17 protein-coding genes and 1 pseudogene are annotated in these 22,234 nt (G+C 72.1%); 13 read left to right on the top strand and 5 right to left on the bottom strand.

Annotation, left to right across the window (positions count from 1 at the left end; translation table 11 throughout):
* Positions 1 to 194 precede the first annotated feature (194 nt).
* Together acs and ACF1G2_RS31415 are read right to left on the bottom strand one after the other, a co-directional pair.
* Complete coding sequence (acs, locus tag ACF1G2_RS31420) at positions 195 to 2,150, bottom strand: acetate--CoA ligase (RefSeq protein WP_391801550.1); 1,956 nt, start codon at positions 2,148 to 2,150, stop codon at positions 195 to 197.
* A gap of 533 nt (positions 2,151 to 2,683) precedes the next feature.
* A pseudogene (locus tag ACF1G2_RS31415) lies at positions 2,684 to 4,963 on the bottom strand (bifunctional SulP family inorganic anion transporter/carbonic anhydrase); the annotation flags it as partial.
* A gap of 300 nt (positions 4,964 to 5,263) precedes the next feature.
* Between ACF1G2_RS31415 and ACF1G2_RS31410 the strand changes: the two are divergent.
* Entirely contained in the window at positions 5,264 to 6,559 is a 1,296-nt protein-coding gene (locus tag ACF1G2_RS31410; protein ID WP_391801549.1) for a hypothetical protein, read from the top strand.
* A gap of 50 nt (positions 6,560 to 6,609) precedes the next feature.
* On the opposite strand, the gene ACF1G2_RS31405 is transcribed toward ACF1G2_RS31410, so the two are convergent.
* Positions 6,610 to 7,596, bottom strand: a complete 987-nt coding sequence (locus ACF1G2_RS31405; protein WP_391801548.1) for an ATP-binding protein — start codon at positions 7,594 to 7,596, stop codon at positions 6,610 to 6,612.
* Between the two features lie 102 nt (positions 7,597 to 7,698).
* Here ACF1G2_RS31405 and ACF1G2_RS31400 point away from each other — a divergent pair, with 102 nt between their 5' ends.
* Entirely contained in the window at positions 7,699 to 8,565 is an 867-nt protein-coding gene (locus ACF1G2_RS31400; protein WP_391801547.1) for an oxidoreductase, read from the top strand.
* 324 nt (positions 8,566 to 8,889) lie between these two features.
* Here ACF1G2_RS31400 and ACF1G2_RS31395 read toward each other — a convergent pair whose 3' ends face one another.
* Positions 8,890 to 9,756, bottom strand: a complete 867-nt coding sequence (locus ACF1G2_RS31395) for an HAD family hydrolase (protein WP_391801546.1) — start codon at positions 9,754 to 9,756, stop codon at positions 8,890 to 8,892.
* A gap of 480 nt (positions 9,757 to 10,236) precedes the next feature.
* Here ACF1G2_RS31395 and ssd point away from each other — a divergent pair, with 480 nt between their 5' ends.
* The 7 genes from ssd to ACF1G2_RS31360 all read left to right on the top strand — a co-directional run bounded on the left by ssd (position 10,237) and on the right by ACF1G2_RS31360 (position 15,328).
* A complete protein-coding gene (ssd, locus tag ACF1G2_RS31390; RefSeq protein ID WP_391801545.1) occupies positions 10,237 to 11,421 on the top strand; it encodes a septum site-determining protein Ssd in 1,185 nt (394 codons plus the stop codon).
* Positions 11,418 to 12,590, top strand: coding sequence for a TadA family conjugal transfer-associated ATPase (locus tag ACF1G2_RS31385; protein ID WP_391801544.1), 1,173 nt, complete (start codon positions 11,418 to 11,420; stop codon positions 12,588 to 12,590). Before ssd ends, ACF1G2_RS31385 begins: the two co-directional genes overlap by 4 nt.
* A complete protein-coding gene (locus tag ACF1G2_RS31380; RefSeq protein ID WP_391801543.1) occupies positions 12,587 to 13,477 on the top strand; it encodes a type II secretion system F family protein in 891 nt (296 codons plus the stop codon). Before ACF1G2_RS31385 ends, ACF1G2_RS31380 begins: the two co-directional genes overlap by 4 nt.
* Complete coding sequence (locus tag ACF1G2_RS31375) at positions 13,474 to 14,265, top strand: type II secretion system F family protein (RefSeq protein ID WP_391801542.1); 792 nt, start codon at positions 13,474 to 13,476, stop codon at positions 14,263 to 14,265. Before ACF1G2_RS31380 ends, ACF1G2_RS31375 begins: the two co-directional genes overlap by 4 nt.
* Positions 14,266 to 14,329: 64 nt before the next feature.
* Positions 14,330 to 14,536, top strand: coding sequence for a DUF4244 domain-containing protein (locus ACF1G2_RS31370; RefSeq protein ID WP_391801541.1), 207 nt, complete (start codon positions 14,330 to 14,332; stop codon positions 14,534 to 14,536).
* Complete coding sequence (locus ACF1G2_RS31365; protein WP_391801540.1) at positions 14,523 to 14,882, top strand: TadE family type IV pilus minor pilin; 360 nt, start codon at positions 14,523 to 14,525, stop codon at positions 14,880 to 14,882. Before ACF1G2_RS31370 ends, ACF1G2_RS31365 begins: the two co-directional genes overlap by 14 nt.
* Entirely contained in the window at positions 14,879 to 15,328 is a 450-nt protein-coding gene (locus tag ACF1G2_RS31360) for an Rv3654c family TadE-like protein (protein ID WP_391801539.1), read from the top strand. The genes ACF1G2_RS31365 and ACF1G2_RS31360 overlap by 4 nt, the downstream gene beginning before the upstream one ends.
* On the opposite strand, the gene ACF1G2_RS31355 is transcribed toward ACF1G2_RS31360, so the two are convergent.
* Complete coding sequence (locus ACF1G2_RS31355) at positions 15,270 to 17,747, bottom strand: DEAD/DEAH box helicase (RefSeq protein ID WP_391801538.1); 2,478 nt, start codon at positions 17,745 to 17,747, stop codon at positions 15,270 to 15,272. The two genes, ACF1G2_RS31360 and ACF1G2_RS31355, sit on opposite strands and share 59 nt — an antisense overlap.
* A 79-nt stretch (positions 17,748 to 17,826) precedes the next feature.
* Here ACF1G2_RS31355 and ACF1G2_RS31350 point away from each other — a divergent pair, with 79 nt between their 5' ends.
* The 4 genes from ACF1G2_RS31350 (at position 17,827) to ACF1G2_RS31335 (ending at position 22,204) form a co-directional block, all read left to right on the top strand.
* Positions 17,827 to 18,180 carry an STAS domain-containing protein gene (locus ACF1G2_RS31350; RefSeq protein ID WP_137988538.1) on the top strand — a complete coding sequence of 118 codons (354 nt, stop codon included), beginning with the start codon at positions 17,827 to 17,829 and terminating at the stop codon, positions 18,178 to 18,180.
* 91 nt (positions 18,181 to 18,271) lie between these two features.
* A complete protein-coding gene (locus ACF1G2_RS31345; protein WP_391801537.1) occupies positions 18,272 to 18,730 on the top strand; it encodes an ATP-binding protein in 459 nt (152 codons plus the stop codon).
* Positions 18,731 to 18,950: 220 nt separating this feature from the next.
* Positions 18,951 to 21,371, top strand: coding sequence for a sodium-translocating pyrophosphatase (locus ACF1G2_RS31340; RefSeq protein WP_391801536.1), 2,421 nt, complete (start codon positions 18,951 to 18,953; stop codon positions 21,369 to 21,371).
* Positions 21,372 to 21,559: 188 nt separating this feature from the next.
* Complete coding sequence (locus tag ACF1G2_RS31335; RefSeq protein WP_391801535.1) at positions 21,560 to 22,204, top strand: small secreted protein; 645 nt, start codon at positions 21,560 to 21,562, stop codon at positions 22,202 to 22,204.
* Positions 22,205 to 22,234: the final 30 nt, after the last annotated feature.

Below are 22,234 nucleotides of genomic sequence, written 5' to 3'. Positions count from 1 at the left end.
CTTTAGGGACAGAACCGCGCTCCGGCCCGTTGTGGAGACCGCCCCGGGTCCCGCGGGGCGCATACGCGGCCGCCCGCCCCGGGGAACCCGGGACGGGCGGTGTGTGGCGGGTGGCGGCCTGGGCCTGCGGCGGCTAGGGCCCGTGGCACCTAGAGCCCGCGGCGCCTGGGCCTGTGGCCGGCCTGGGCCGCCGCTCAGTCCTCGCTGGACGCGCTCGGGAGCTTCGTCTGGATGAGGTCCATGACGGAGGAGTCGGTCAGCGTCGTCACGTCGCCGAGCTCCCGGTTCTCCGCCACGTCGCGCAGCAGCCGCCGCATGATCTTGCCGGAACGGGTCTTCGGCAGCTCTGCCACCGGCAGGATCCGCTTCGGCTTGGCGATCGGGCCGAGCGTCGTGCCGACGTGGTTGCGCAGCTCCGTGACGAGCCCCTCGTCCTCGCTCGCCGAACCGCGCAGGATCACGAACGCGACGATCGCCTGGCCGGTCGTCTCGTCGGCCGCGCCGACCACCGCCGCCTCGGCGACGGACGGGTGCGAGACGAGCGCCGACTCGACCTCGGTGGTCGAGATGTTGTGGCCCGAGACGAGCATGACGTCGTCGACCCGGCCGAGCAGCCAGATGTCGCCGTCCTCGTCCTTCTTCGCGCCGTCGCCGGCGAAGTACCTGCCCTCGAAGCGGGACCAGTACGTGTCGAGGAAGCGCTGGTCGTCACCCCAGATGGTGCGCAGCATCGACGGCCACGGCTCGGTGAGGACCAGGTAGCCGCCGCCTCCGTTCGGGACCTCGTTCGCGTCGTCGTCGACGACGGTGGCGGAGATCCCGGGCAGCGGGCGCTGGGCCGAGCCCGGCTTGGTCTCGGTGACGCCCGGCAGCGGGGAGATCATCATCGCGCCGGTCTCGGTCTGCCACCAGGTGTCCACGATCGGGGTCTTCCCGGCGCCGATGTGCTCGCGGTACCAGACCCACGCCTCGGGGTTGATGGGCTCGCCGACCGAGCCGAGCACGCGCAGGCTCGACAGGTCGAACTTCGCGGGGATGTCGTCGCCCCACTTCATGAACGTGCGGATCGCGGTGGGCGCCGTGTAGAGGATCGTGACGCCGTACTTCTGGATGATCTCCCAGAAGCGGCCCTGGTGCGGGGTGTCCGGAGTGCCCTCGTACATGACCTGCGTCGCGCCGTTGGCCAGCGGACCGTACGTGATGTACGAGTGCCCGGTCACCCAGCCGATGTCGGCGGTGCACCAGTAGACGTCGGTCTCCGGCTTGAGGTCGAAGACGGCGTGGTGGGTGTACGCCGCCTGGGTGAGGTAGCCGCCGGAGGTGTGCAGGATGCCCTTGGGCTTACCCGTCGTACCGGAGGTGTAGAGGATGAAGAGCGGGTGCTCGGCCTCGAACGCCTCGGGGGCGTGGTCGGCGGACTGGCGGGCGACGATGTCGTGCCACCAGACGTCCCGGCCCTCGGTCCACGCCACGTCCTGGCCGGTGCGGCGGACGACGAGGACGTTGCCCACCTTGTCGGTGCGGGTGAGGGCCTCGTCCACGGCGGGCTTGAGGGCGCTCGGCTTGCCGCGGCGGTAGCCCCCGTCGGCGGTGATGACGAGCTTGGCGTCGGCGTCCTCGACGCGGGTGGCGATGGCGTCGGCGGAGAAGCCGCCGAAGACCACGGAGTGCGCGGCGCCGATGCGGGCACAGGCCAGCATCGAGACGACGGCCTCGGGGATCATCGGGAGGTAGATCGCGACCCGGTCGCCCTTCGTGACGCCCAGCTCGGTCAGGGCGTTGGCCGCCCGGGAGACCTCGTCCCTGAGCTCGGCGTAGGTGATGGCCCGGCTGTCGCCCGGCTCGCCCTCGAAGTGGATCGCCACCCGGTCGCCGTTGCCCGCCTCGACATGACGGTCGACGCAGTTGTACGCCACGTTGAGCGTGCCGTCGGCGAACCACTTGGCGAACGGCGGGTTCGACCAGTCGAGGGTCTCCGTCGGCTCGGTGGCCCAGGTGAGCCGCTTCGCCTGCTCGGCCCAGAAGCCAAGCCTGTCCTCCGCGGCCTGCTCGTACGCCTCCGCCGTCACGTTGGCGTGCGCGGCCAGCTCGGCCGGCGGCGCGAACCGCCGCTCTTCCTTCAAGAGGTTGGCCAGGCTTTCGTTGCTCACGACATCTCCCTTTCCCAGGGCGTCCTATGTGCCTATGTGTCCCGCGTCATAGCTCATCAGTCAGATGCCCGGGTGACAAGAGTCTCCAGGAAATTGGTTTAGACCTATGTGATGGCGGGCGTGCGGTGGCCCCTCCTTCCCGAGCGGTGGGAAGAAGGGGCCACTTAGTCTCACGGACGTGAGGGAGGGAAGGTTCAGGACGCGCGCGCCCGCGTCCGATTCTTGATCATGGTCGGCGCGAGCCGCTCCCCGGCCGTTGCGGTCCGGCTGCCGCCCTCGGCGGGCGCGTCGGCCGACGTGGTTCCCAGAGCGTCGGAGCGCGAGCGCGAGCCCGAGCCCGAGTGCGCGCCGGAGAGCGCGTCGGCGGGTGTGCCCGACAGCGTGACGGCCGGTGCGCCGGAGAGTACGTCGGCCGGTGTGCCGGACAGCGCGTCGGTGGACGCGCCGGTCCGCGCACCGGTCGGCCCGTCGTGGCTCTCGGCAGCATCCGCCCGGGCGTCGGCCGACGCGATGGACGGCGGGACCAGGTCGAAGACGTCGTCGTAGCGATGCTGCTCGTCCGGGCCGGCCAGCAGATACGCCTGCGCCTCGCCGACGTGGAAGTACATCCCGTGGAGCGTCAGCGTGCCCTCGGTGAGCCGCCGGGCCACCGACTCGTACGCCCGTAGATGCTCCAACTGCTGGACCACGTTGGTCAGGCAGAGCTGCTCGACCGCGTCGGCCGGCAGCCGGCCCGAGATCCGGGCCCAGGCGTGTCGGCGACTGCCCATCCGCTCCAGGCTTGGCCGGCCGTGGCGCAGCCAGCGCCGCAGCGGGCTCGTGGGGGCGTCCGGTCCGGGTGTGCTGTTCAGCAGGGCCTGCATCGCACCGCAGCCGGAGTGTCCGCAGACGGTGATCGACTGGACCTGCAGGACCTCCACGGCGTACTCGATCGCCGCGGCCACCGAGTCGTCACCACTCTCGTCGCCGGGCAGCGGAACCAGATTGCCCACGTTCCGTACGGTGAAGAGGTCGCCCGGCCCGCTGGAGGTGATCATGCTCGTGACCAGTCGGGAATCGGCGCAGGTGAGGAAGAGCTGTGAGGGGCGCTGGCCCTCGCGGGCGAGACGCGCGAGCTCGTCCCGTACGAGAGGCGCCGTGTTGCGCTGGAACTTGCCGATGCCGCTCGCCAGTTGATGCCCGGTCGTCCGCGGGGTCTCGTCGGTGACGTGGGGCTCGCCGCAGTGGTGGTTGCGCCAGGGGGTCCAGGGGCGGCAGCAGGCGTGGGAGGCGGAGTCCGGTTCGGTGATCCGGGCGCCGGCGGGGCCGGTGATCTCCACCTCGCCACCGTGCCGGAGGCAGCTTGCCTGCCAGTCGCGCAACGTCTCGTACGCTGCGTGGTCCATGAAGGACCCGTCCAACTCGACGACCACATGGGCTCCTGGGGGAAGTTGGTGCAGGGCCCGGCTGAGCCGGGGTACGGCGAGGAAGGTGAGCTGTCCGCGGACGCGCACCAGGTGGCGGCCGTCGCGCTCCTCACGGGTGATGCGGGTCTTGGCGAGGCGGTGCATCGCGACGCCGACGGCCACCGCGATCCCGAGCGCGACGCCCTCGAGGATGCCGACCAGCACGACGCCGCTCAGCGTCACCGCGTAGACGAGGATCTCGCGGTGGCGCGTGACGGTGCGGATGTGCGTGATGCTCACCATCTGGATGCCGACCACCATCACGAGGGCGGCCAGCGCGGGCAGCGGGATCAGGTCGAGGACCGGGACGAAGAGCAGCGCGGCCAGCACGATCCACAGTCCGTGGAGCATCGTGGAGTTGCGGCTGACGGCGCCCGCGGAGACGTTGGCGACGCTGCGCACCGCGACGCCGGCCACCGGCAGTCCGCCGAGCGCGCCGGAGACGACGTTCGCCGCGCCCTGGCCCGCGAGTTCGCGGTCGAGGCGTGAGCGGGGCACGCCGTGGCCCCGGTCGGGCCGGGCGGCGATCAGCTTGTCCACGGCGACCGCGGAGAGGAGCGACTGCACGCTGGTCACCAGAGTGATGGTGAGGACGCCCGCCGCGACGCCGAGGACAGGGCCCTCGGGCAGGCCGGGCAGAGCGTGGCTGCTCCAGGAGGGCAGGTCGACGCGGGGGACGGCCAGTCCGGCGAGCGTGGCGGCGGCCGTCGCGGTGGCCACGGCGGCCAGGGCGGCTGGGATCCTGCGGAGCAGCGCTCCGGCCTTGCCGGGCAGGCGCGGCCACAGCAGGAGCAGGCCGACGGTGAGGGCGCTGATGACCAGCGCCGCCGGATGGGCGTGGGCCAACTGGGCCGGAAGGCCCAGGACGTTGTCCACGGCGGAGCTCTGCGGGTTGCCGCCGAGCACGATGTGCATCTGCGCGAGTGCGATGGTCACGCCGATGCCGCCGAGCATGCCGTGGACGATCGCGGGGGAGACCGCGAGTGCGGAGCGGGCCACCCGCAGAGCGGCCAGGCCGAGTTGGGCGAGGCCGGCGAGGACGGTGATGGCGCAGGTGGTGCGCCATCCGTAGAGCTGGATCAGTTCCGCCGTGACCACGGTGAGGCCGGCGGCGGGGCCGCTGACCTGCAGCGGCGACCCGCCGAACCGGCCGGCGACGATGCCGCCGACGGCGGCGGCCACGAGACCGGCCTGGAGGGGCGCTCCGGTGGCGAGCGCGATGCCGAGGGAGAGCGGCAACGCGATCAGGAAGACGGCGATCGAGGCGGAGACGTCGGCCCCCGCGATGCGGAAGCGTCGCGCCGGACCGCCGGGCGGGCTGTGCGGACGCTGGTCGTGGGTGCGGCGGATGGGTGGGCTGAGGGTCATGTGTTCCCGTCTCCTCCGGGGGCGGCGCGGTCGCGGCTCGTGCGGGACGGACTGAGGGTCGCGGGCGCGGCTGGGTCACGGCGTGCAGTGGCGGGATGGCCGAGCGAACATCAACGCTCGGTAAATGGATCGTAATGGAGAGTAAAGACTGCGGCATTATTTTCGGGGCAAACAGGGCAATGTTTCACCGGTTGGGGTGACAGGAGCGGCCCATTCCGCTTGTCGTTTCATCATTCCGGCGTCCGTGGTGCGAGGTTGACGCCGCTCGCAGCCGTACGGAATCCGAGGAGAGGTGGGCTCATGTCAGCCGCCGGGAGAAGGACCACTGTCCGCAGAAGGGCACTCGCCGCCGGTGCCCTCGCCGTCGCCCTGGTCGCCGGGCTCGCAGGGTGCTCGGAGTCCGGGAAGCCGGCCAGGCCCCAGGACGCCGAGGGGGCGAAGAAGCCCGTCGCGGCCCCGCCCAACGCGGTGCGCCTGATCGGCGACGGCTCCACCGCCTTCACCGGCGCCCAGCCCCGCCAGCCGGTCTGGCAGAAGCTGAAGCCGGGTGAGAAGCCCCCGCAGTTCGTGGTGTTCTCCTGGGACGGAGCGGGGGAGGACAGCCAGAAGCTCTTCTCCCACTTCCGCAAGGTGGGCCAGAAGTACGACGCGACGATGACGTACTTCCTCAGCGGCGTGTACCTGCTGCCCGAGGAGAAGCGGAAGCTCTACGACCCGCCGCAGCACAACGCCGGCAGCTCGGAGATCGGCTTCAACGACACCGAGGGCATCCGTGCCACCGTCCGGGAGCTGCGCGGCGCCTGGCAGGAGGGCAACGAGGTCGGCACGCACTTCAACGGCCACTTCTGCGGGCCGGAGAGCGGTGTCGGCAACTGGTCGGTCGAGGACTGGAAGAGCGAGATCCGCCAGGCCAAGTCCTTCGTGAAGAACTGGAAGACGAACTCCGGCCTCGCCGCCGAGGAGCCGCTCCCCTTCGACTACGACAAGGAGCTGGTCGGCGCCCGCACGCCGTGCCTGGAGGGTCGCGAGAACTTCGTGAAGGCCGCGTCCGAGCTGGGCTTCCGTTACGACACCAGCGGCGTCAACGACCAGATCTGGCCCGAGAAGGACCACGGTCTGTGGGACCTGTCGATGCACCTGGTGCCGGTGCCCGGCCGCCAGTTCCAGACGCTCTCCATGGACTACAACTTCATGGTCAACCAGTCGGGCGGCAAGACGCAGGGCGACCCGAACATGCACGAGTACTGGGGCAACCAGATGCGTGACGGCCTGGTGCAGTCCTTCAACCGCTCGTACCACGGCAACCGGGCGCCGGTGATCATCGGGAACCACTTCGAGTCCTGGAACGGCGGCACGTACATGCGCGCCGTCGAGGAGACCATCGCCACGGTCTGCGTGCAGAAGGACGTGAAGTGCGTGTCCTTCCGCCAGCTCGCGGACTGGCTGGACGCCCAGGACCCGACGGTGATCGCGAAGATGCGGACCCTGAAGGTCGGCGAGGCCCCGAAGGGCGGCTGGACGACCTTCCTGACCGCCCCGCAGCCCCTCACGCAGCCCAAGCCGGACGTGAAGCAGCCCGCTGCCGCGCGGGACTGACGGACGGACGCGTCGGGCGGGGTGGTGTCCCGCCGCCCGCCGGGTCGTCGTCAGCTGGGCTGGGGTACCGGCAGGGCCTCGCCGAGGACGAAGCCGGGGTCGATCTGCGCCGCCAGGTCGACCCCGGTCTTGGCGTTGCCCCAGCTCTCCGCGTTCCTCAGGTGGAAGTGGACCATCTGGCGCGTGTACCGATCCCAGTCGCGGTGCGCGTACGAGTCGTCCGCCGCGTTCTGGAGCGCCTGGAGCGCCATCCGGTTGTCCACCTCCAGCAGTTCGAAGCGGGCCGGACGGCCCTTCTCCATGCCCCGGACCCACTCCGAATGGCCCACCGTCACGAGCAGGTCGTCGCCCACCTCGTCGGTCAGGAAGTCCATGTCGTCCTGGCCCTGCACCTTGTTGCCGATGACCTTGAGGACGACTCCGAAGTCCCGCGCGTACTCCTTGTACTGGCGGTAGACCGACACCCCCTTACGGGTCGGCTCGGCGACCAGGAACGTCACGTCGAAGCGGGTGAACATCCCCGAGGCGAAGGAGTCCGAGCCCGCCGTCATGTCGACGACCACGTACTCGTCCGGCCCGTCGACCAGGTGGTTCAGGCACAGCTCCACGGCCCCCACCTTGGAGTGGTAGCAGGCCACCCCGAGGTCCGACTCCGTGAACGGGCCCGTCGCCATCAGCCGGATGTCGCCGTCGTCGAGGCGCACGGTCCGTGCGCACGCCTCGTAGACCGGGTTGTCCTCGCGGACCCGGAGCAGCTGCGAACCCTCCCCGGGCGGAGTCGTCTTGATCATCGAGTCGGCGGAGGCGATCCGCGGGTTCGAGCCGCGCAGATACTCCTTGATCAGCGGCAGATGCGCGCCCATCGCGGGCAGTCTCGCCGCCTCGATCTCGTCGAGCCCGAGCGCGGTCCCGAGGTGCTGGTTGATGTCGGCGTCCACCGCGAGGACGGGAGCTTCGTTGGCGGCGAGATGGCGGATGAAGAGCGAGGACAGCGTGGTCTTCCCGCTGCCGCCCTTCCCTACGAAAGCGATCTTCATGTTCACGAAGCGTAGCGCCACGATCGCTCCCAGTGGTCGAGGTCCGTGAAGAAGACCACTCCAACGTGGGGTGGGCGCCGTGGGCGCGTAGCCTCGCTACTTATGAGTACGAACGCCTCTGACCCCCTGGCCGCCCTCGGCTCCCTGCCGGGCGTCGCCGACTCGGTGGACTCCGTACGCAAGGCCGTCGACCGGGTCTACGGCCACCGCGTGATGCGGCGCCGCAGCAACGAGATCACCTCCGAGGCCGCCCTGCGCGGGGCGCGCGGCTCGGCCGCCCTCTCCGGCGCCGACTGGGCGCTGGAGGAGGTCCGCCGCCGCACCGACTTCGGCGGCGACGCCGAGGCGCGGACCGTGGGCGCGGCCCTGCGGCTGGGCGCCGAGTCCGGCCAGCTGCTCTCCATCTGGCGCCAGTCGCCGCTGCGGGTGCTCGCCCGGCTGCATCTGGTGGCGGTCGGCGACGCGGCGCTCGCCGCGGCGCGGAGTGAGGCGCGTGGCGAGGCGGGCGAGGCCGGCGACTCGGTCGGCAGGCCCCGGCAGGTCGGCGAGCCGGTCGACGAGCCGCTCATCGAGGCGCCGCTGCCCGACCCGGCGGAGGTCGCGGGACGGCTCGAGGGGCTCTCGGAGCTGATCATCGCGGGCGGTTCGGCCCCGGCGCTCGTGACGGCCGCCGTGGTGCACGGCGAACTGCTGGCGCTGCGTCCGTTCACCTCGTACAACGGGCTGATCGCCCGGGCCGCCGAGCGGATCGTGCTGATCGGCAGCGGTCTGGACCCCAAGTCGATCTGCCCGGCCGAGGTCGGCCACGCGGAGCAGGGTCGGGCGGCGTACGTCGCCGCCTTCGAGGGCTATCTGTCGGGGACTCCGGAGGGCATGGCCGCGTGGATCGCACACTGCGGCCGGGCCGTGGAGCTGGGTGTGCGCGAGTCGACCGCCGTCTGTGAGGCGCTGCAGCGCGGCGCGGCCTGAGGGCGGGCCGCCCTGGGGGCGTGAAGGCCCTTGAACAGGGTTGCGGCGGTACCAGTCCTGGTACCGCCGCTGGCACGTCCGCCGAGTTACCAAGCGTCCTCGATATGTGCCCATCAAGCGGGGAACTTTGCCCATCGCCTGGTGCGGCTGGCCCGTAATCGACGGGTCGACGTCGCGTGGGTGCTCAGTTTCTGTGCATGGTCCGTGGGGCCTTCTTGCTCAACAGGTGATCCTCTCGGATGTCCTAGGTCTCGCGGGCCTGATTCCTTTCTACTCCTGTCGGATGGGAAGCGAAAGTCCTGGCTCCACTTCTTTGCTTTCTCCTCAAATCCGGGCAAAGCGATCGGCAAGAGCCGAGTTGCGCCGGCGGTTGGCGTACCAGACCAGTCCGGCGGTCGCGGCCGCCGCGCCCACGGCGGCGGCGGCCAGGAGCGCGGGTCGCGGCGGCATCCGGAACCCGGGCAGTCGCTGCTTGAGGCGGACCGGCTTCTCGAAGAGCAGGATCGGCCAGTCCCGGGCGGTGGCCTCGCGGCGCAGCGCGCGGTCGGGGTTGACCACGTAGGGGTGGCCGACGGACTCCAGCATCGGCACGTCCGTCGCCGAGTCGCTGTACGCGTAACAGCGCGAGAGGTCGTAGCCCTCCGACTCCGCGAGCTCCCGGACGGCCTCCGCCTTGGTGGGCCCGTAGGCGTAGTACTCCACCTCGCCGGTGAAGCAGCCGTCGTCGCCGACGACCATCCGGGTCGCGACGACCCGGTCGGCACCGAGCATCTCGCCGATCGGCTCCACGACCTCGGCGCCCGACGTCGAGACGATCACGACGTCACGGCCGGCGGCGTGGTGCTCCTCGATGAGGGAGGCGGCCTCGTCGTAGATGATCGGGTCGATCAGCTCGTGCAGGGTCTCGGCGACCAACTCCTTGACCTGCGAGACGTTCCATCCTTTGCAGAGCGCGGAAAGGTATTCGCGCATCCGCTCCATCTGATCGTGGTCGGCACCGCCCACGAGGAACACGAACTGGATGTACGCCGTCCGCAGGACGGCGCGGCGGTTGATCAGTCCGCCTTGGTAGAAGGACTTGCTGAAGGTCAGCGTCGAGGACTTCGCAATGACCGTCTTGTCCAGGTCAAAGAAGGCGGCTGTGCGCGGCATCGAGTGGTTTTCCACGAGCCGAGCATAGGTGCCCGCCATTCGGCGTACGCTGGGGCGTGTGGGTTTGCCTGAGAAGGCTCTCGGGTACACCATGGAAGTCACGGATCGTTCGCGACCGTGCTAACCCGGTCCGGCTCCTCCCCCCCCGAGTCGGCCGGAGAGACGACCCCCGCTCTCCCCCCCGGCGGGGGTCGTCGCATGTCCGGACGCGTTTTCGTCCCTCGGACCCTCATGTCTCCCCCTCTCGTCGGCCGTTCGGCCGCGACGGCGTGATGCCCTCGTTTCGTCACTCAGCGTAGCGGTCGGGATGCTCTCCGGGTATCGCTGGTATGGGGCACAGGGATATTCACAACGGCCGAGTTATCCACAGTTTTCGAGCAAGATCCACGAGATTTCCGGGATGGCGCCACGGTGATTCCGACCGCGAACTCAGCGGGTGGAAGGAATCGGTGATCTCGGCCGCGCGACCGGCGTGGACGGGGATCGCCCGGACAGGGGGCGTGTGCTGTGGCGGGAACCATGACATTCGGAACGGCGAGGGCTTCGCGGGCGGCGGGGACCGCCCGCTCCTCCCCGGCGGGAGACGAGCGGGGAGGAGCCGCCGGAAGCGGAGCGGGACGCGCGAGCGGGCCGCTGATCGTGACCGAGGACCTCGCGCTCCTCGACGACCTGCTGCGGCTCTGCGCCGCTGCGGGGGCGGAGCCCGAGGTGCACCACACCGTGCCGGAGCGCCGCGCGAGCTGGGCCGAGGCACCGCTCGTCCTGGTCGGCTACGACGCCGCCGCCCGCTGCCGGGGTGCGGCGCGCAGGCCGGGGGTGATCCTCGTCGGGCGGGAGCACGGCGGGCTCACCGATCCCCTCGCCGGCCCCGACCCGGACGTGTGGCGGCGCGCCGTCGACCTCGGCGCCGACTGCGTCCTGCGGCTGCCCGACGCCGAGAGCTGGCTCGTCGACCGGATCGCCGACGCCGCCGAAGGCGCGGGACGGCAGGCGCTGACCGTCGGAGTCATCGGCGGACGCGGCGGCGCCGGAGCGTCGACCCTGGCCTGTGCTCTCGCCCTGGCGGGAGCCAGGACCGGACGGCGCACGCTGCTCGTGGACGGCGACCCGCTCGGCGGTGGGCTCGACGTCCTGCTCGGCGGGGAGCGTGCGGAAGGCAGGCGGTGGCCCGACTTCGTCGCCTCCAAGGGGCGGGTCGGAGGCGGCGCCCTGGAGGAGTCGCTGCCGTCTGTACGCGGGCTTCGCGTGCTGAGCTGGGACCGGGGGGACTCGGTCCTCGTGCCGGCCGAGGCCATGCGCTCCGTGCTAGCGGCGGCGCGCAGGCGAGGGGGCATCGTCGTCGTGGACCTGCCCCGCCGGGTCGACGCGGCGGTGAGCGAGGCCCTGGCCCAGCTGGATCTCGGACTCCTCGTCGTCCCCGGCGAACTGCGGGCCGTCGCGGCCGCCCACCGGGTCGCGACGCTCGCGGGCGCAGTGCTGCGTGACCTGCGGGCCGTGGTGCGGGGGCCCTACGCGCCGGGTCTCGACGACCGATGGATCGCGGACACCCTCGGCCTGCCGCTCGCCGGAGAACTCCCGCACGATCCCGATGTGTCGGCCGCGCTCGACAGCGGGGCGCCACCGGGCGGCGAGGCGCGCGGACCGCTCGGCCGGTTCTGCGCCGCGTTCTGGGAGCGGGCCCTGGCCACGGAGGGCGCCTCGTGACCACGGCCGGGACGACCGCCGGCGGCGCGGCCCTCCTGGAGGCGGTACGGCAGCGGCTCGCCAAGAGCGGGGCCGAGCCCACGCCCGCGCGGGTCGCGGCGGCGCTGCGGGCCCAGGGGCGGCTGCTGGGCGATACGGAAGTACTGGGCGCGGCCGAGGCGCTGCGGTGCGAACTGATCGGCAGCGGCCCGCTGGAGCCGCTGCTCGCCGACCCCGCCGTCACCGATGTTCTGGTCTCGGCCCCCGACCGGGTCTGGGTCGACCGAGGTTCCGGTCTCGAACTGACCCCGGTCCGTTTCGCGGACGCTCCGGCCGTGCGCCGGCTGGCGCAGCGGCTCGCGGCGGTCGCCGGCCGCCGTCTGGACGACGCCCGGCCCTGGGTGGACGCCCGCCTCCCGGACGGCACCCGGATGCACGCCGTCCTGCCCCCGGTGGCGGTCGGGTCGACCTGCCTGTCGCTGCGGGTCGTCCGTCCGCGGGCTTTCTCCGTGGGCGAGTTGACCGAGGCGGGCACGGTCCCGCCGGGCGGGGAGCGGATCCTGCGCGCCCTGATCGAGGCCCGGGTCTCGTATCTGATCTCCGGTGGCACGGGCTCCGGAAAGACGACGCTCCTGTCCACGCTGCTCGGTCTCGTCGGTGAGCGCGAGCGGATCGTCCTCGCCGAGGACTCGGCCGAGCTGCGGCCCGACCATCCGCACGTGGTGCGCCTGGAGGCCCGGCCGGCGAACCAGGAGGGTGCCGGGCTGGTCACCTTGCGGGACCTGGTCCGTCAGGCCCTGCGGATGCGGCCCGACCGGCTGGTGGTCGGCGAGGTGCGGGGCGGGGAGGCCGTCGACCTCCTGGCGGCCCTCAACACGGGCCACGAAGGTGGCTCGGGAACGGTCCACGCCAACACGGCCGCGGACGTCCCGGCCCGCCTCGAAGCCCTCGGGACGGCTGCCGGGCTCGACCGGGCCGCGCTGCACAGCCAGTTGGGGGCCGGCCTCTCGGCCGTACTGCATCTCACCAGGGACCGGACCGGCCGCAGGCGGATCGCCGAGATCCACGTCCTGGAGCGGAACCGGGAGGGGCTGGTGGCGACCGTGCCCGCGCTGCGCTGGGGAGCGGCCGGGTTCGAGCGCGAGCGCGGCTGGGAGCGGCTGCGGTCGCTGATCGGGGGCGTGTCATGAGGGGCGGACAGTGGACGCTGGCCCAGGGGGCGGCGGTGCTCTGCGCGGGGGCCGCGGTCTGGCGGGTGGCCGAGCGGGAGCGCGGCCTTCGCCGTGCACGGGTGGTTCTCGCGGGAGTCGGCGCGCTGGGCCGCGCGGGGGTCCCGGGGTGGGCGGGTCCGTCGTGGCGGGCGGTCTGCGAGCGCTGGTGGGGTGTCGTCCGGGGGCGGCGTGCCTGGCTCTGCCTGCCGGTGGCGGCGGTGCTCGCCGTCCTCGGGCAGTCGCCACTGCCGCTGATGGCGGGGGCGCTCGCGGTGCCCCTGACGGGGCGGCGACTGCGGGCGAGAGCTCTTCGCAGGGAGCGGGAGGCGCGGTCGGACGCGGTGGTGGCCCTCTGCGGCGCGGTCGCGGCCGAGTTGAGAGCCGGCCGACAGCCCGCGCGGGCGCTGCTCTTCGGGATCGGAGCGACGCGGGCGCTCGGGCCGGAGGAGGAGGCCGAGGTGGTCGCCGCCGCCCGGTTCGGCGGAGATGCGGCGCAGGCGCTGCGGAGCGCGGCGCGACAGGACGGCGCGGACGGGCTGGCTGGTCTCGCGGCCTGCTGGCAAGTCGCGGTCGACGGCGGAGCGGGCCTGGCCGCGGGCCTCGACCGGCTGGAGGCGGCGCTGCGGGAGCACCGCGACCAGCGGGAGCGGCTGCGGGCCCAACTGGCGGGAGCCTGGGCGACGGTGGCCGTCCTGGCGGTGCTGCCCGCGGTGGGGATCGTGCTCGGTACGGCGCTGGGCGCCCGCCCGCTGTACGTGCTGTTCCACACGCCGGTGGGGCTCGGGTGTCTGGCCGTCGGCACGGCGCTGGAGGCGGCGGGCCTGTGGTGGGCCGCGCGCATCGTCCGGGGAGGGGAGCGGGTGTGACCGGAGCGACCGGCCTCCCGGGGGAGTTCGTCCACAGGCTGGGGGTGGCCGTCGCGGTGGTCGCCCTCGCCGCTTGGGCGGTCTGGACCATGACCGACCGGCGGCGTGAGCGGCGGACCCGGAAGCGGCTCCTGGATCTGGTGGAAACCCGGGCGATACGCGAGGGGCGGCGGGGACACGGCCTTCCCACCCGGCTCCGGACATGGGCCGTGCCTCTGGCGGCGACTGCCGGCGCCTGGGCGCTGATCGGAGGGCCTGCCGGAGTCCTCGCGGGCATCGTTGCGGGATGGAGCGCCTGGCGGTGGACCACGCGGCGGGCTCCGGCGGGCGCGGTCGGGGACGAGGAGGAGGCGGCACGCCAACTGCCTCTCGCGGCCGATCTGCTGGCGGCCTGCGCGTCCGCCGGCGCCGGGCCCGGTGAGGCCGCCGAGGCGGTCGGGCGGTCGTTGGGCGGACCGGTCGGCGATCAGCTGGCCCGGACGGCGGCCGAGCTGCGCCTGGGCGGTGAACCGGCGGACGTGTGGCGGAGGTTCGGCGCGATACCGGGCGCGGAGGGACTGGCCCGCTGTCTTGAGCGGGCCGGTTCCTCCGGGGCGCCCGCCGCCGAGGCCGTCACCAGACACGCGGCCGACCTGCGGGCGGACCGCGCCAGGAAGGCGTCGGCCCGCGCGCAGCGGGCCCAGGTGCTGATCACCGCCCCGGTGGGGCTCTGCTTCCTGCCCGCCTTCCTCGCGGTGGGAGTGGCCCCGGTGGTGATCGGCCTGGCGACCGGGCTGCTGCGCACCTGACCGACGAGCGAGGACGCGGACGAACACGAACCACGAACGAACCGGAACAACACGGCGACGACACATGGGGGTTGGCATGAAGACGATGAGCGCGTGGTGGCGGGCCCGACGGGCGGCCCGGAGCGATGCGGGGATGACCACGTCGGAGTACGCGATGGGCACCATCGCGGCGGCTGGTTTCGCGACCGTGCTGTACAAGATCGTGACCAGCGGATCGGTCTCCGGCGCGCTGGAGTCCGTGATCGGCAAGGCGCTCGATGCGCCGTTCTGACGACCGGGGCGCCGTGACCGTGGAGGCCGCGATGGCCCTCCCCGCCCTGGTGGTGTTCACCATGGCCCTGGTCTGGGCGCTCGGCGCCGCGGCGGCGCAGATCCAGTGCGTGGACGCGGCGCGGGCCGGCGCGCGGGCGGTGGCGAGGGCGGAGCCGGTGTCCGGCGCCGAGGCCGCCGCCAGGGCCGCCGCGCCCGAGGGGGCCAGGGTTTCCGTCACCCGGTCGGGCGAGCTGTGGCGGGTGAATGTGGAGGCGCCGGCCCCCGGGCCCGGCGGGATGGGGCTCACCCTGCGCGCAGGGGCGGCGGCGCTCGCCGAGGACACGGTGGGGGTGACGCCGCCGTGAGCCGGGCGGGGACAGGCCGACAGGCGGCCGCCGCGCGGGACGACCGGGGGATGGCCGCGGCGCGGGACGACCGGGGGATGGCCGCGGCGCGGGACGACCGGGGGATGGCGACGGTCTGGACGGCCTTCGCGGCCTGCGTCCTGTGCGTGGTGTTCGGGGCTGTCCTGGCGCTGGGACAGGCCGTGGCGGCCCGGCACCGGGCGGGAGGTGCCGCGGACCTGGCGGCGCTCGCCGCCGCCGACCGGGCCCTGTGGGGCGAGGAGGCCGCGTGCGGGGCCGCGGTCCGGGTGGCCGGGGCACAGGGCGCCTCGGTGGTGCGCTGCTCGGTGCGGGGCGACGTCGCGGACGTGACGGCGGCGGTGCGCCTCGGGCCCTACGCACCGGCGGTCAGGGCGCGGGCGGGGCCGGCTCAGGCTCTGCCGGGGCTTCCCGCAGCAGTTCCGTGAGCAGGCGTACGGCGCCGCGCTTGTGGAGCGGGTCGTTGCCGTTGCCGCACTTGGGGGACTGGATGCAGGACGGGCAGCCCGCCTCGCACTCGCAGGAGGCGATCGCCTCGCGGGTCGCCGTCAGCCAGGCGCGGGCGGTGTGGAAGGCCCGCTCGGCGAAGCCCGCGCCGCCCGGATGGCCGTCGTAGACGAAGACGGTGGGCAGCAGGGTGTCGGGGTGGAGCGGCACGGACACGCCGCCGATGTCCCAGCGGTCGCAGGTGGCGAAGAGCGGAAGCATGCCGATGGAGGCGTGTTCGGCGGCGTGCAGGGCCCCGCCGAGGATCTCCGGGTTGATCCGGGCGGCGTCCAGCTGGTCCTCGGTGACCGTCCACCACACGGCCCGGGTGCGCAGGGTGCGGGGCGGCAGGTCGAGCTTGGTCTCACCGAGCACCTCGCCGGTGATCAGGCGGCGGCGCAGGAAGGACACGACCTGGTTGGTGACCTCGACGGAGCCGTAGCAGAGGCGGCCGGCGCCCCAGGGGATCTCGGTGTCGGTTTCGAGGACGGAGATGGAGGTGGTGTCCCGGGCGGTGGTGGAGTACGGCGGGGCGGCCTCCTCGACCAGGGCCACGGAGTCCTTCAGGTCGAGGGTCTTCACCAGGTACGTACGGCCCTGGTGGAGGTGGACGGCGCCCTCGTGGACGGCGGTGTGCGAGGCGGCCTCGTCGACCGTGCCGAGGAGGCGGCCGGTGGCGGCCTCCACGATCTGGACGGGGCTTCCGCCCCCGCCCCGGATGTCGGTCAGGTCGGCGGCCCGCTCGCGCCGGGTCCAGTACCAGCCGGTGGAGCGCTTCCGGAGCAGTCCCGCGTCCTCCAGCTGGGGCAGCAGGCCGGGGGCGGCCGGGCCGAAGAGGGCCACGTCGGCGTCGGTCAGCGGCAGCTCGGCCGCCGCGGCGCACAGATGGGGGGCGAGGACGTAGGGGTTGTCGGGGTCGAGGACGGTCGACTCGACGGGCTGCCGGAACAGCGCCTCGGGGTGGTGGACGAGGAAGGTGTCCAGCGGGTCGTCGCGGGCGACCAGGATCGCCAGGGCGCCCTCGCCCGAGCGTCCGGCGCGGCCCGCCTGCTGCCACAGGGAGGCCCGGGTGCCCGGGTACCCGGCGATCACCACGGCGTCCAGTCCGGAGACGTCCACGCCCAGCTCCAAGGCCGTGGTGGCGGCAAGGCCGAGGAGCTCGCCCGAGTGCAGGGCGCGCTCCAGGGCCCGGCGCTCCTCGGGCAGGTAGCCGCCCCGGTAGGCGGCGACCCGGCGGGCCAGGGAGCGGTCGACCTCGGCCAGCCGCTCCTGGGCGATGACCGAGATCAGCTCGGCGCCGCGCCGGGAGCGGACGAAGGCGACCGAGCGGACACCCTGGACGGTCAGGTCCGTCAGCAGGTCGGCGGTCTCGGCGGTGGCCGTGCGGCGCACCGGAGCGCCCTGCTCGCCGTGGAGCTCGGTGAGTGGCGGCTCCCAGAGGGCGAAGACCAGCTCGCCGCGCGGCGAGGCGTCGTCGGAGACCTCCGAGACCGGCAGACCGGTCAGCCGGCCCGCGGCCAGGGCGGGCTCGGCGGAGGTGGCGGATGCGAGCAGGAAGACGGGGTCCGCGCCGTACCGGGCGCAGACACGCCGAAGCCGTCGCAGCACTTGGGCGACATGCGAGCCGAAGACTCCCCGGTAGGTGTGGCACTCGTCGATCACGACGTAGCGCAGGGAGCGCAGGAAGGAGGACCACCTGGGGTGGGACGGGAGGATGCCCCGGTGCAGCATGTCGGGGTTGGTCAGCACGTAGTTCGCGTACTGGCGGACCCACTCGCGCTCCTCGACCGGCGTGTCGCCGTCGTAGACGGCCGGCCGGATCCGGTTGCCGAGCGGGGCCGCGAGCTCACGGACCGCACGGCGCTGGTCGGCCGCCAGGGCCTTCGTGGGCGCCAGGTACAGCGCGGTGGCCCCCCGGCCGTTCGCGGCCTCGGAGCCGTCCAGGAGCGTGGTCAGGACCGGGGCGAGATAGGCCAGCGACTTGCCCGAGGCGGTGCCCGTGGCGATCACCACGGATTCGCCGTCCAGGGCGCGCTCGGCGGCCTCCGCCTGGTGGGCCCAGGGGTGCTCGATGCCCGCCTCCTGGATCGCGCTGATCACTTCTGTTCGGATGCGATGCGGCCAGACTGCATGCCGGCCCTCCCGGGCGGGCAAGTGCTCCGTATGAGTGATGCGCGCGGCCCGGCTCTCGCCCGAGGAGAGCCGGTCGAGGACCATGCCGGGAGAGGGGCGGTTGCCCGTCTCCCCGGCTGGACGACTGGGGCGGTGATTCTTGGCCATCGGCACCGAGTGTGTCACTGGCGTGACGGACAATGCTCCCAAGCCGTCGTGCATGGCTGCTGGTAAGTGATTGAATGCCATCGCGGCTGGCGATCCGTCCCCCGACTCCGCCGGGGAGACTTGAGGGGCGACCGCTCGATAGCAAGGTGCTGGAGGATCCGTGGACCTGTCCCTGTCGACTCGCAATGTGTCCGGCCCGAGTGGCGACCGTACGGTCGTCGAGGTCGGTGGCGAGATTGATGTGTATACCGCGCCCAAGCTGCGCGAGCAGTTGGTCGAGTTGGTGAACGACGGCAGCTACCACCTGGTTGTCGACATGGAGGGCGTGGACTTCCTCGACTCGACCGGCCTCGGCGTGCTGGTGGGCGGCCTGAAGCGCGTGCGCGCGCACGAGGGCTCGTTGCGCCTGGTCTGCAACCAGGAGCGCATTCTCAAGATCTTCCGGATCACTGGTCTGACCAAGGTGTTCCCCATTCACACCACGGTCGACGAGGCCGTCAACGCCACCGACTGACGGCCGGCCGGCGTCGGAAGATGCAGGGGAGAACCGGGCGGACACGCCCGGTCCTCCGAGTTGCCCGCCCAGATGTTCCTAGGGGGACCGCATGGCCACCGTTGAACTCCGCTTCAGCGCCCAGCCCGAGCACGTCCGCACGGCCCGCCTCGTGGCGGCCGCGGTGGCGCGCCGGGCCGGGGTCGACGAGGCGGTCCTCGACGAGGTCAGACTCGCCGTCGGCGAGGCGTGTTCCCGTGCCGTCGGACTCCACCGGAGCAACGGGGTCACCACTCCCGTGAAGGTCGTGCTGACCGAGGAGGAGAAGACGTTCTCCATCGAGGTCGGCGACGAGGTCCCGGGCGCGGGCGTGGCGGCGGCCGATGCCGCCGGTGTGCCCGGTGCGCGGGACGAGGCTCCCGTCGAGGAGTTCGACGACGCCGACGGCGAGGACGAGATGGGCCTCGCCGTGATCCGCGGGCTCGTGGACGACGTCGAGGTGCGAGCGGGCGAGGAGGGCGGGGTCCTCAGGATGAGCTGGCCGACGACACCGGCGGTCGCGCTCCCCTGACCGAATCCGATCATCCGAGATCATGAGAAGAGGCCCTGCCGAGCAGGGCCTCTTTTCATTTATCTAGATCATCGATCATGCGTAAATGCTTTGGGCCCATTACCGCTTTCGGTGGGAAGATCAAGGCAATGGGGAATTCCGATTGCGGCGCCCTGTTTTGATCAGGTTCCGCTCCCTACAATCCGTCCACATCTTGAGCTCGCAACGTCAAGGAGGACGAATGGCGGGGCTCTTCAACCCAGAACTGACCGGACACCCCACTTCTCTCGCCGCGGCGGTACTCACGGACGAGAACCGTACGATCGTGATCGTCATCGCGGCCGTCGCGCTCGCGGCCCTGCTCGTCGCCCAGCTGCTGGTACGCCAGGTGCTCGCAGCCGGTGAGGGCACCGACTCGATGAAGAAGATCGCCGCTGCCGTGCAGGAAGGCGCCAACGCCTATCTCGCACGGCAGCTGCGCACGCTCGGGATCTTCGCCGTCGTCGTGTTCTTCCTGTTGTTGCTGCTGCCCGCCGACAACTGGTCGCAGCGCGCCGGGCGCTCCCTGTTCTTCCTGGTCGGTGCGCTTTTCTCGGCGGCGACCGGATACATCGGCATGCGGCTCGCCGTACGAGCGAATGTGCGAGTCGCGGCGGCCGCCCGAGAAGCGACCCCGGCGCCGGGAGAACCGGAAAAGGATCTGACGGCCGTCGCCCACAAGGCGATGAAGATCGCTTTCCGTACGGGCGGAGTGGTCGGCATGATCACCGTGGGCCTCGGCCTGCTCGGTGCCGCCTGCGTCGTCCTCGTCTACGCGGCCGACGCGCCCAAGGTGCTGGAGGGCTTCGGCCTCGGAGCCGCGCTCATCGCCATGTTCATGCGTGTCGGCGGCGGAATCTTCACCAAGGCGGCCGACGTGGGCGCCGACCTCGTCGGCAAGGTCGAGCAGGGCATCCCCGAGGACGACCCGCGCAACGCCGCGACCATCGCCGACAACGTGGGCGACAACGTCGGCGACTGCGCCGGCATGGCCGCCGACCTCTTCGAGTCGTACGCCGTCACGCTCGTCGCCGCGCTCATCCTGGGCAAGGCGGCCTTCGGCGACCTCGGGCTCGCGTTTCCCCTGATCGTCCCGGCGATCGGCGTGGTCACCGCGATGATCGGCATCTTCGCGGTCGCCCCGCGGCGCTCCGACCGCAGCGGAATGTCCGCCATCAACCGCGGCTTCTTCATCTCCGCGGTGATCTCCCTGGTCCTGGTCGCCATCGCCGTCTTCGTCTACCTGCCGTCCTCCTACGCCGACCTCGAGGGCGTGACCGAGCCGGGGATCCACGACCACCCCGGAGACCCGCGGATCCTCGCCCTGGTGGCCGTCGCCATCGGCATCGTCCTGGCCGCCCTGATCCAGCAGCTCACCGGCTACTTCACCGAGACGACCCGGCGCCCGGTCAAGGACATCGGCAAGTCCTCGCTCACCGGCCCCGCCACCGTCGTCCTCGCCGGCATCTCCATCGGCCTGGAATCCGCCGTCTACACCGCCCTGCTCATCGGCCTCTCCGTCTACGGGGCGTTCCTGCTCGGCGGCACGTCGATCATGCTGGCGCTCTTCGCGGTCGCCCTGGCCGGCACCGGACTGCTCACCACCGTCGGTGTCATCGTCGCCATGGACACCTTCGGCCCGGTCTCCGACAACGCCCAGGGCATCGCCGAGATGTCCGGCGACGTCCAGGGCGCCGGCGCGCAGGTCCTCACCGACCTCGACGCCGTCGGCAACACCACCAAGGCCATCACCAAGGGCATCGCCATCGCGACGGCCGTCCTGGCGGCCGCGGCGCTCTTCGGCTCGTACCGCGACGCGATCGCCACCGCGGTCGCCGACGTCGGGGCCACGGCCACCGGGATGACCCTCTCCATGGACATCTCGCAGCCCAACAACCTCTTCGGGATGGTCCTCGGCGCGGCGGTCGTCTTCCTCTTCTCGGGTCTCGCGATCAACGCCGTGTCGCGTTCGGCCGGGGCCGTGGTCTACGAGGTGCGGCGCCAGTTCCGCGAGCACCCCGGGATCATGACCTACACCGAGAAGCCCGAGTACGGGCGCGTGGTCGACATCTGCACCAAGGACGCGCTGCGCGAACTCGCCACGCCCGGACTGCTCGCCGTGATGGCCCCCATCGCGGTCGGTTTCGCCCTCGGTGTCGGCGCGCTCGGCTCGTACCTCGCCGGCGCCATCGCCACCGGCACGCTGATGGCCGTCTTCCTCGCCAACTCCGGAGGCGCCTGGGACAACGCCAAGAAGCTCGTCGAGGACGGCCATCACGGCGGCAAGGGCAGCGAGGCGCATGCCGCGACCGTCATCGGCGACACCGTCGGCGACCCGTTCAAGGACACCGCGGGCCCGGCCATCAACCCGCTGCTCAAGGTGATGAACCTGGTCGCCCTGCTGATCGCGCCCGCCGTGGTGCAGTTCAGCTACGGCGACGACGCGAGCGGTGGGATGCGGACGCTGGTCGCGATCCTCGCGATCGTCGTCATCGTCGGCGCCGTCTACGTCTCCAAGCGACGCTCCGTGGTCGTCGGGGACGACACGGGCGACGACACGGGTGACGAAGGCAACGCCGCCCGTCGGACGGCCGCCTCGCCGGACGCGCCGGTGATTTCGTAACACCAGATCAGAGGGCGGGTGGGCAGCGCGTGTTGACGTGCAGCCCACCCGCTGTTCATGGCGGCGTGAGGCGTGTCTCGCTTGGTGCAATCGGCTTCAATCAGGGACGAATCCGTCGCACGAAAGGTGGATGTCGCCCGTTCGGCGTGTATGTTCCGGGGCCGAGAGTCTTGGAAGGGACCGAACCGGTGAACAAGAAGCTTGCTGTCGCGCTGTCCGGCGCCGCTGTCCTGGTGCTCACGCTGTCCGGCTGCAGCGACGACGGCGACAAGGTGAACGACTGGGCCAAGACGGTCTGCGACCAGGCACAACCCCAGATCCAGAAGCGGGCCAACGCTCAGCAGCTCATCATCTCGACGGCTGCGGACGGCAAGCCGGCCGACATCCAGGCCGCAGACTCCAAGGCCTTCCAGGACATCGCCGACGCGGACCGGGCGCTCGCCAAGTCCGTCCAAGACGCCGGGGCGCCGCCCGTCGACAACGGCGAGACGCTCCAGCAGGACGCGGTCAAGGAGCTCAACGCCACGGCCGTGGCCTACGAGGGGCTGAAGAAGCAGGTCGACGCGCTCGACCCGAGCAACCAGCAGAAGTTCGCCGACGGTCTCCAGGACGTCGCCGATGGTCTGAAGAAGATCGAGAAGATGGACCAGGACGCGCTGGCCAAGTTGCAGTCCGGCGAGCTGGGCACGGCGATGGCGAAGCAGCCGGGCTGCCAGCGAGCGACCCCGTCGGCCGCCCCGAGCGGCACGGCCTCCCCGCAGGCGGGCTCCACGCCGTCGGCCAAGGCGTCCGCCAAGCCGTCGAGTTCCGCGAGCAAGAGCAGCGGGGAGTAGCACCCGGCAGGCACGAGCCGTACGAAGGGC

This window comes from Streptomyces sp. NPDC013457, from assembly GCF_043089925.1.
Taxonomy (GTDB): domain Bacteria; phylum Actinomycetota; class Actinomycetes; order Streptomycetales; family Streptomycetaceae; genus Streptomyces.
This window is presented reverse-complemented; position numbering and strand designations above follow the sequence as displayed.

Coding starts and splice junctions, on each gene's coding strand:
- ACF1G2_RS31405 (WP_391801548.1), bottom strand. CDS start 7,596: ATGAAGATCGCTTTCGTAGGGAAGGGCGGCAGCGGGAAGACCACGCTG.
- ssd (WP_391801545.1), top strand. CDS start 10,237: ATGACATTCGGAACGGCGAGGGCTTCGCGGGCGGCGGGGACCGCCCGC.
- ACF1G2_RS31345 (WP_391801537.1), top strand. CDS start 18,272: ATGGCCACCGTTGAACTCCGCTTCAGCGCCCAGCCCGAGCACGTCCGC.
- ACF1G2_RS31340 (WP_391801536.1), top strand. CDS start 18,951: ATGGCGGGGCTCTTCAACCCAGAACTGACCGGACACCCCACTTCTCTC.
- ACF1G2_RS31355 (WP_391801538.1), bottom strand. CDS start 17,747: ATGGCATTCAATCACTTACCAGCAGCCATGCACGACGGCTTGGGAGCA.
- ACF1G2_RS31410 (WP_391801549.1), top strand. CDS start 5,264: ATGTCAGCCGCCGGGAGAAGGACCACTGTCCGCAGAAGGGCACTCGCC.
- ACF1G2_RS31395 (WP_391801546.1), bottom strand. CDS start 9,756: ATGGCGGGCACCTATGCTCGGCTCGTGGAAAACCACTCGATGCCGCGC.
- ACF1G2_RS31400 (WP_391801547.1), top strand. CDS start 7,699: ATGAGTACGAACGCCTCTGACCCCCTGGCCGCCCTCGGCTCCCTGCCG.
- ACF1G2_RS31380 (WP_391801543.1), top strand. CDS start 12,587: ATGAGGGGCGGACAGTGGACGCTGGCCCAGGGGGCGGCGGTGCTCTGC.
- ACF1G2_RS31365 (WP_391801540.1), top strand. CDS start 14,523: ATGCGCCGTTCTGACGACCGGGGCGCCGTGACCGTGGAGGCCGCGATG.
- ACF1G2_RS31370 (WP_391801541.1), top strand. CDS start 14,330: ATGGGGGTTGGCATGAAGACGATGAGCGCGTGGTGGCGGGCCCGACGG.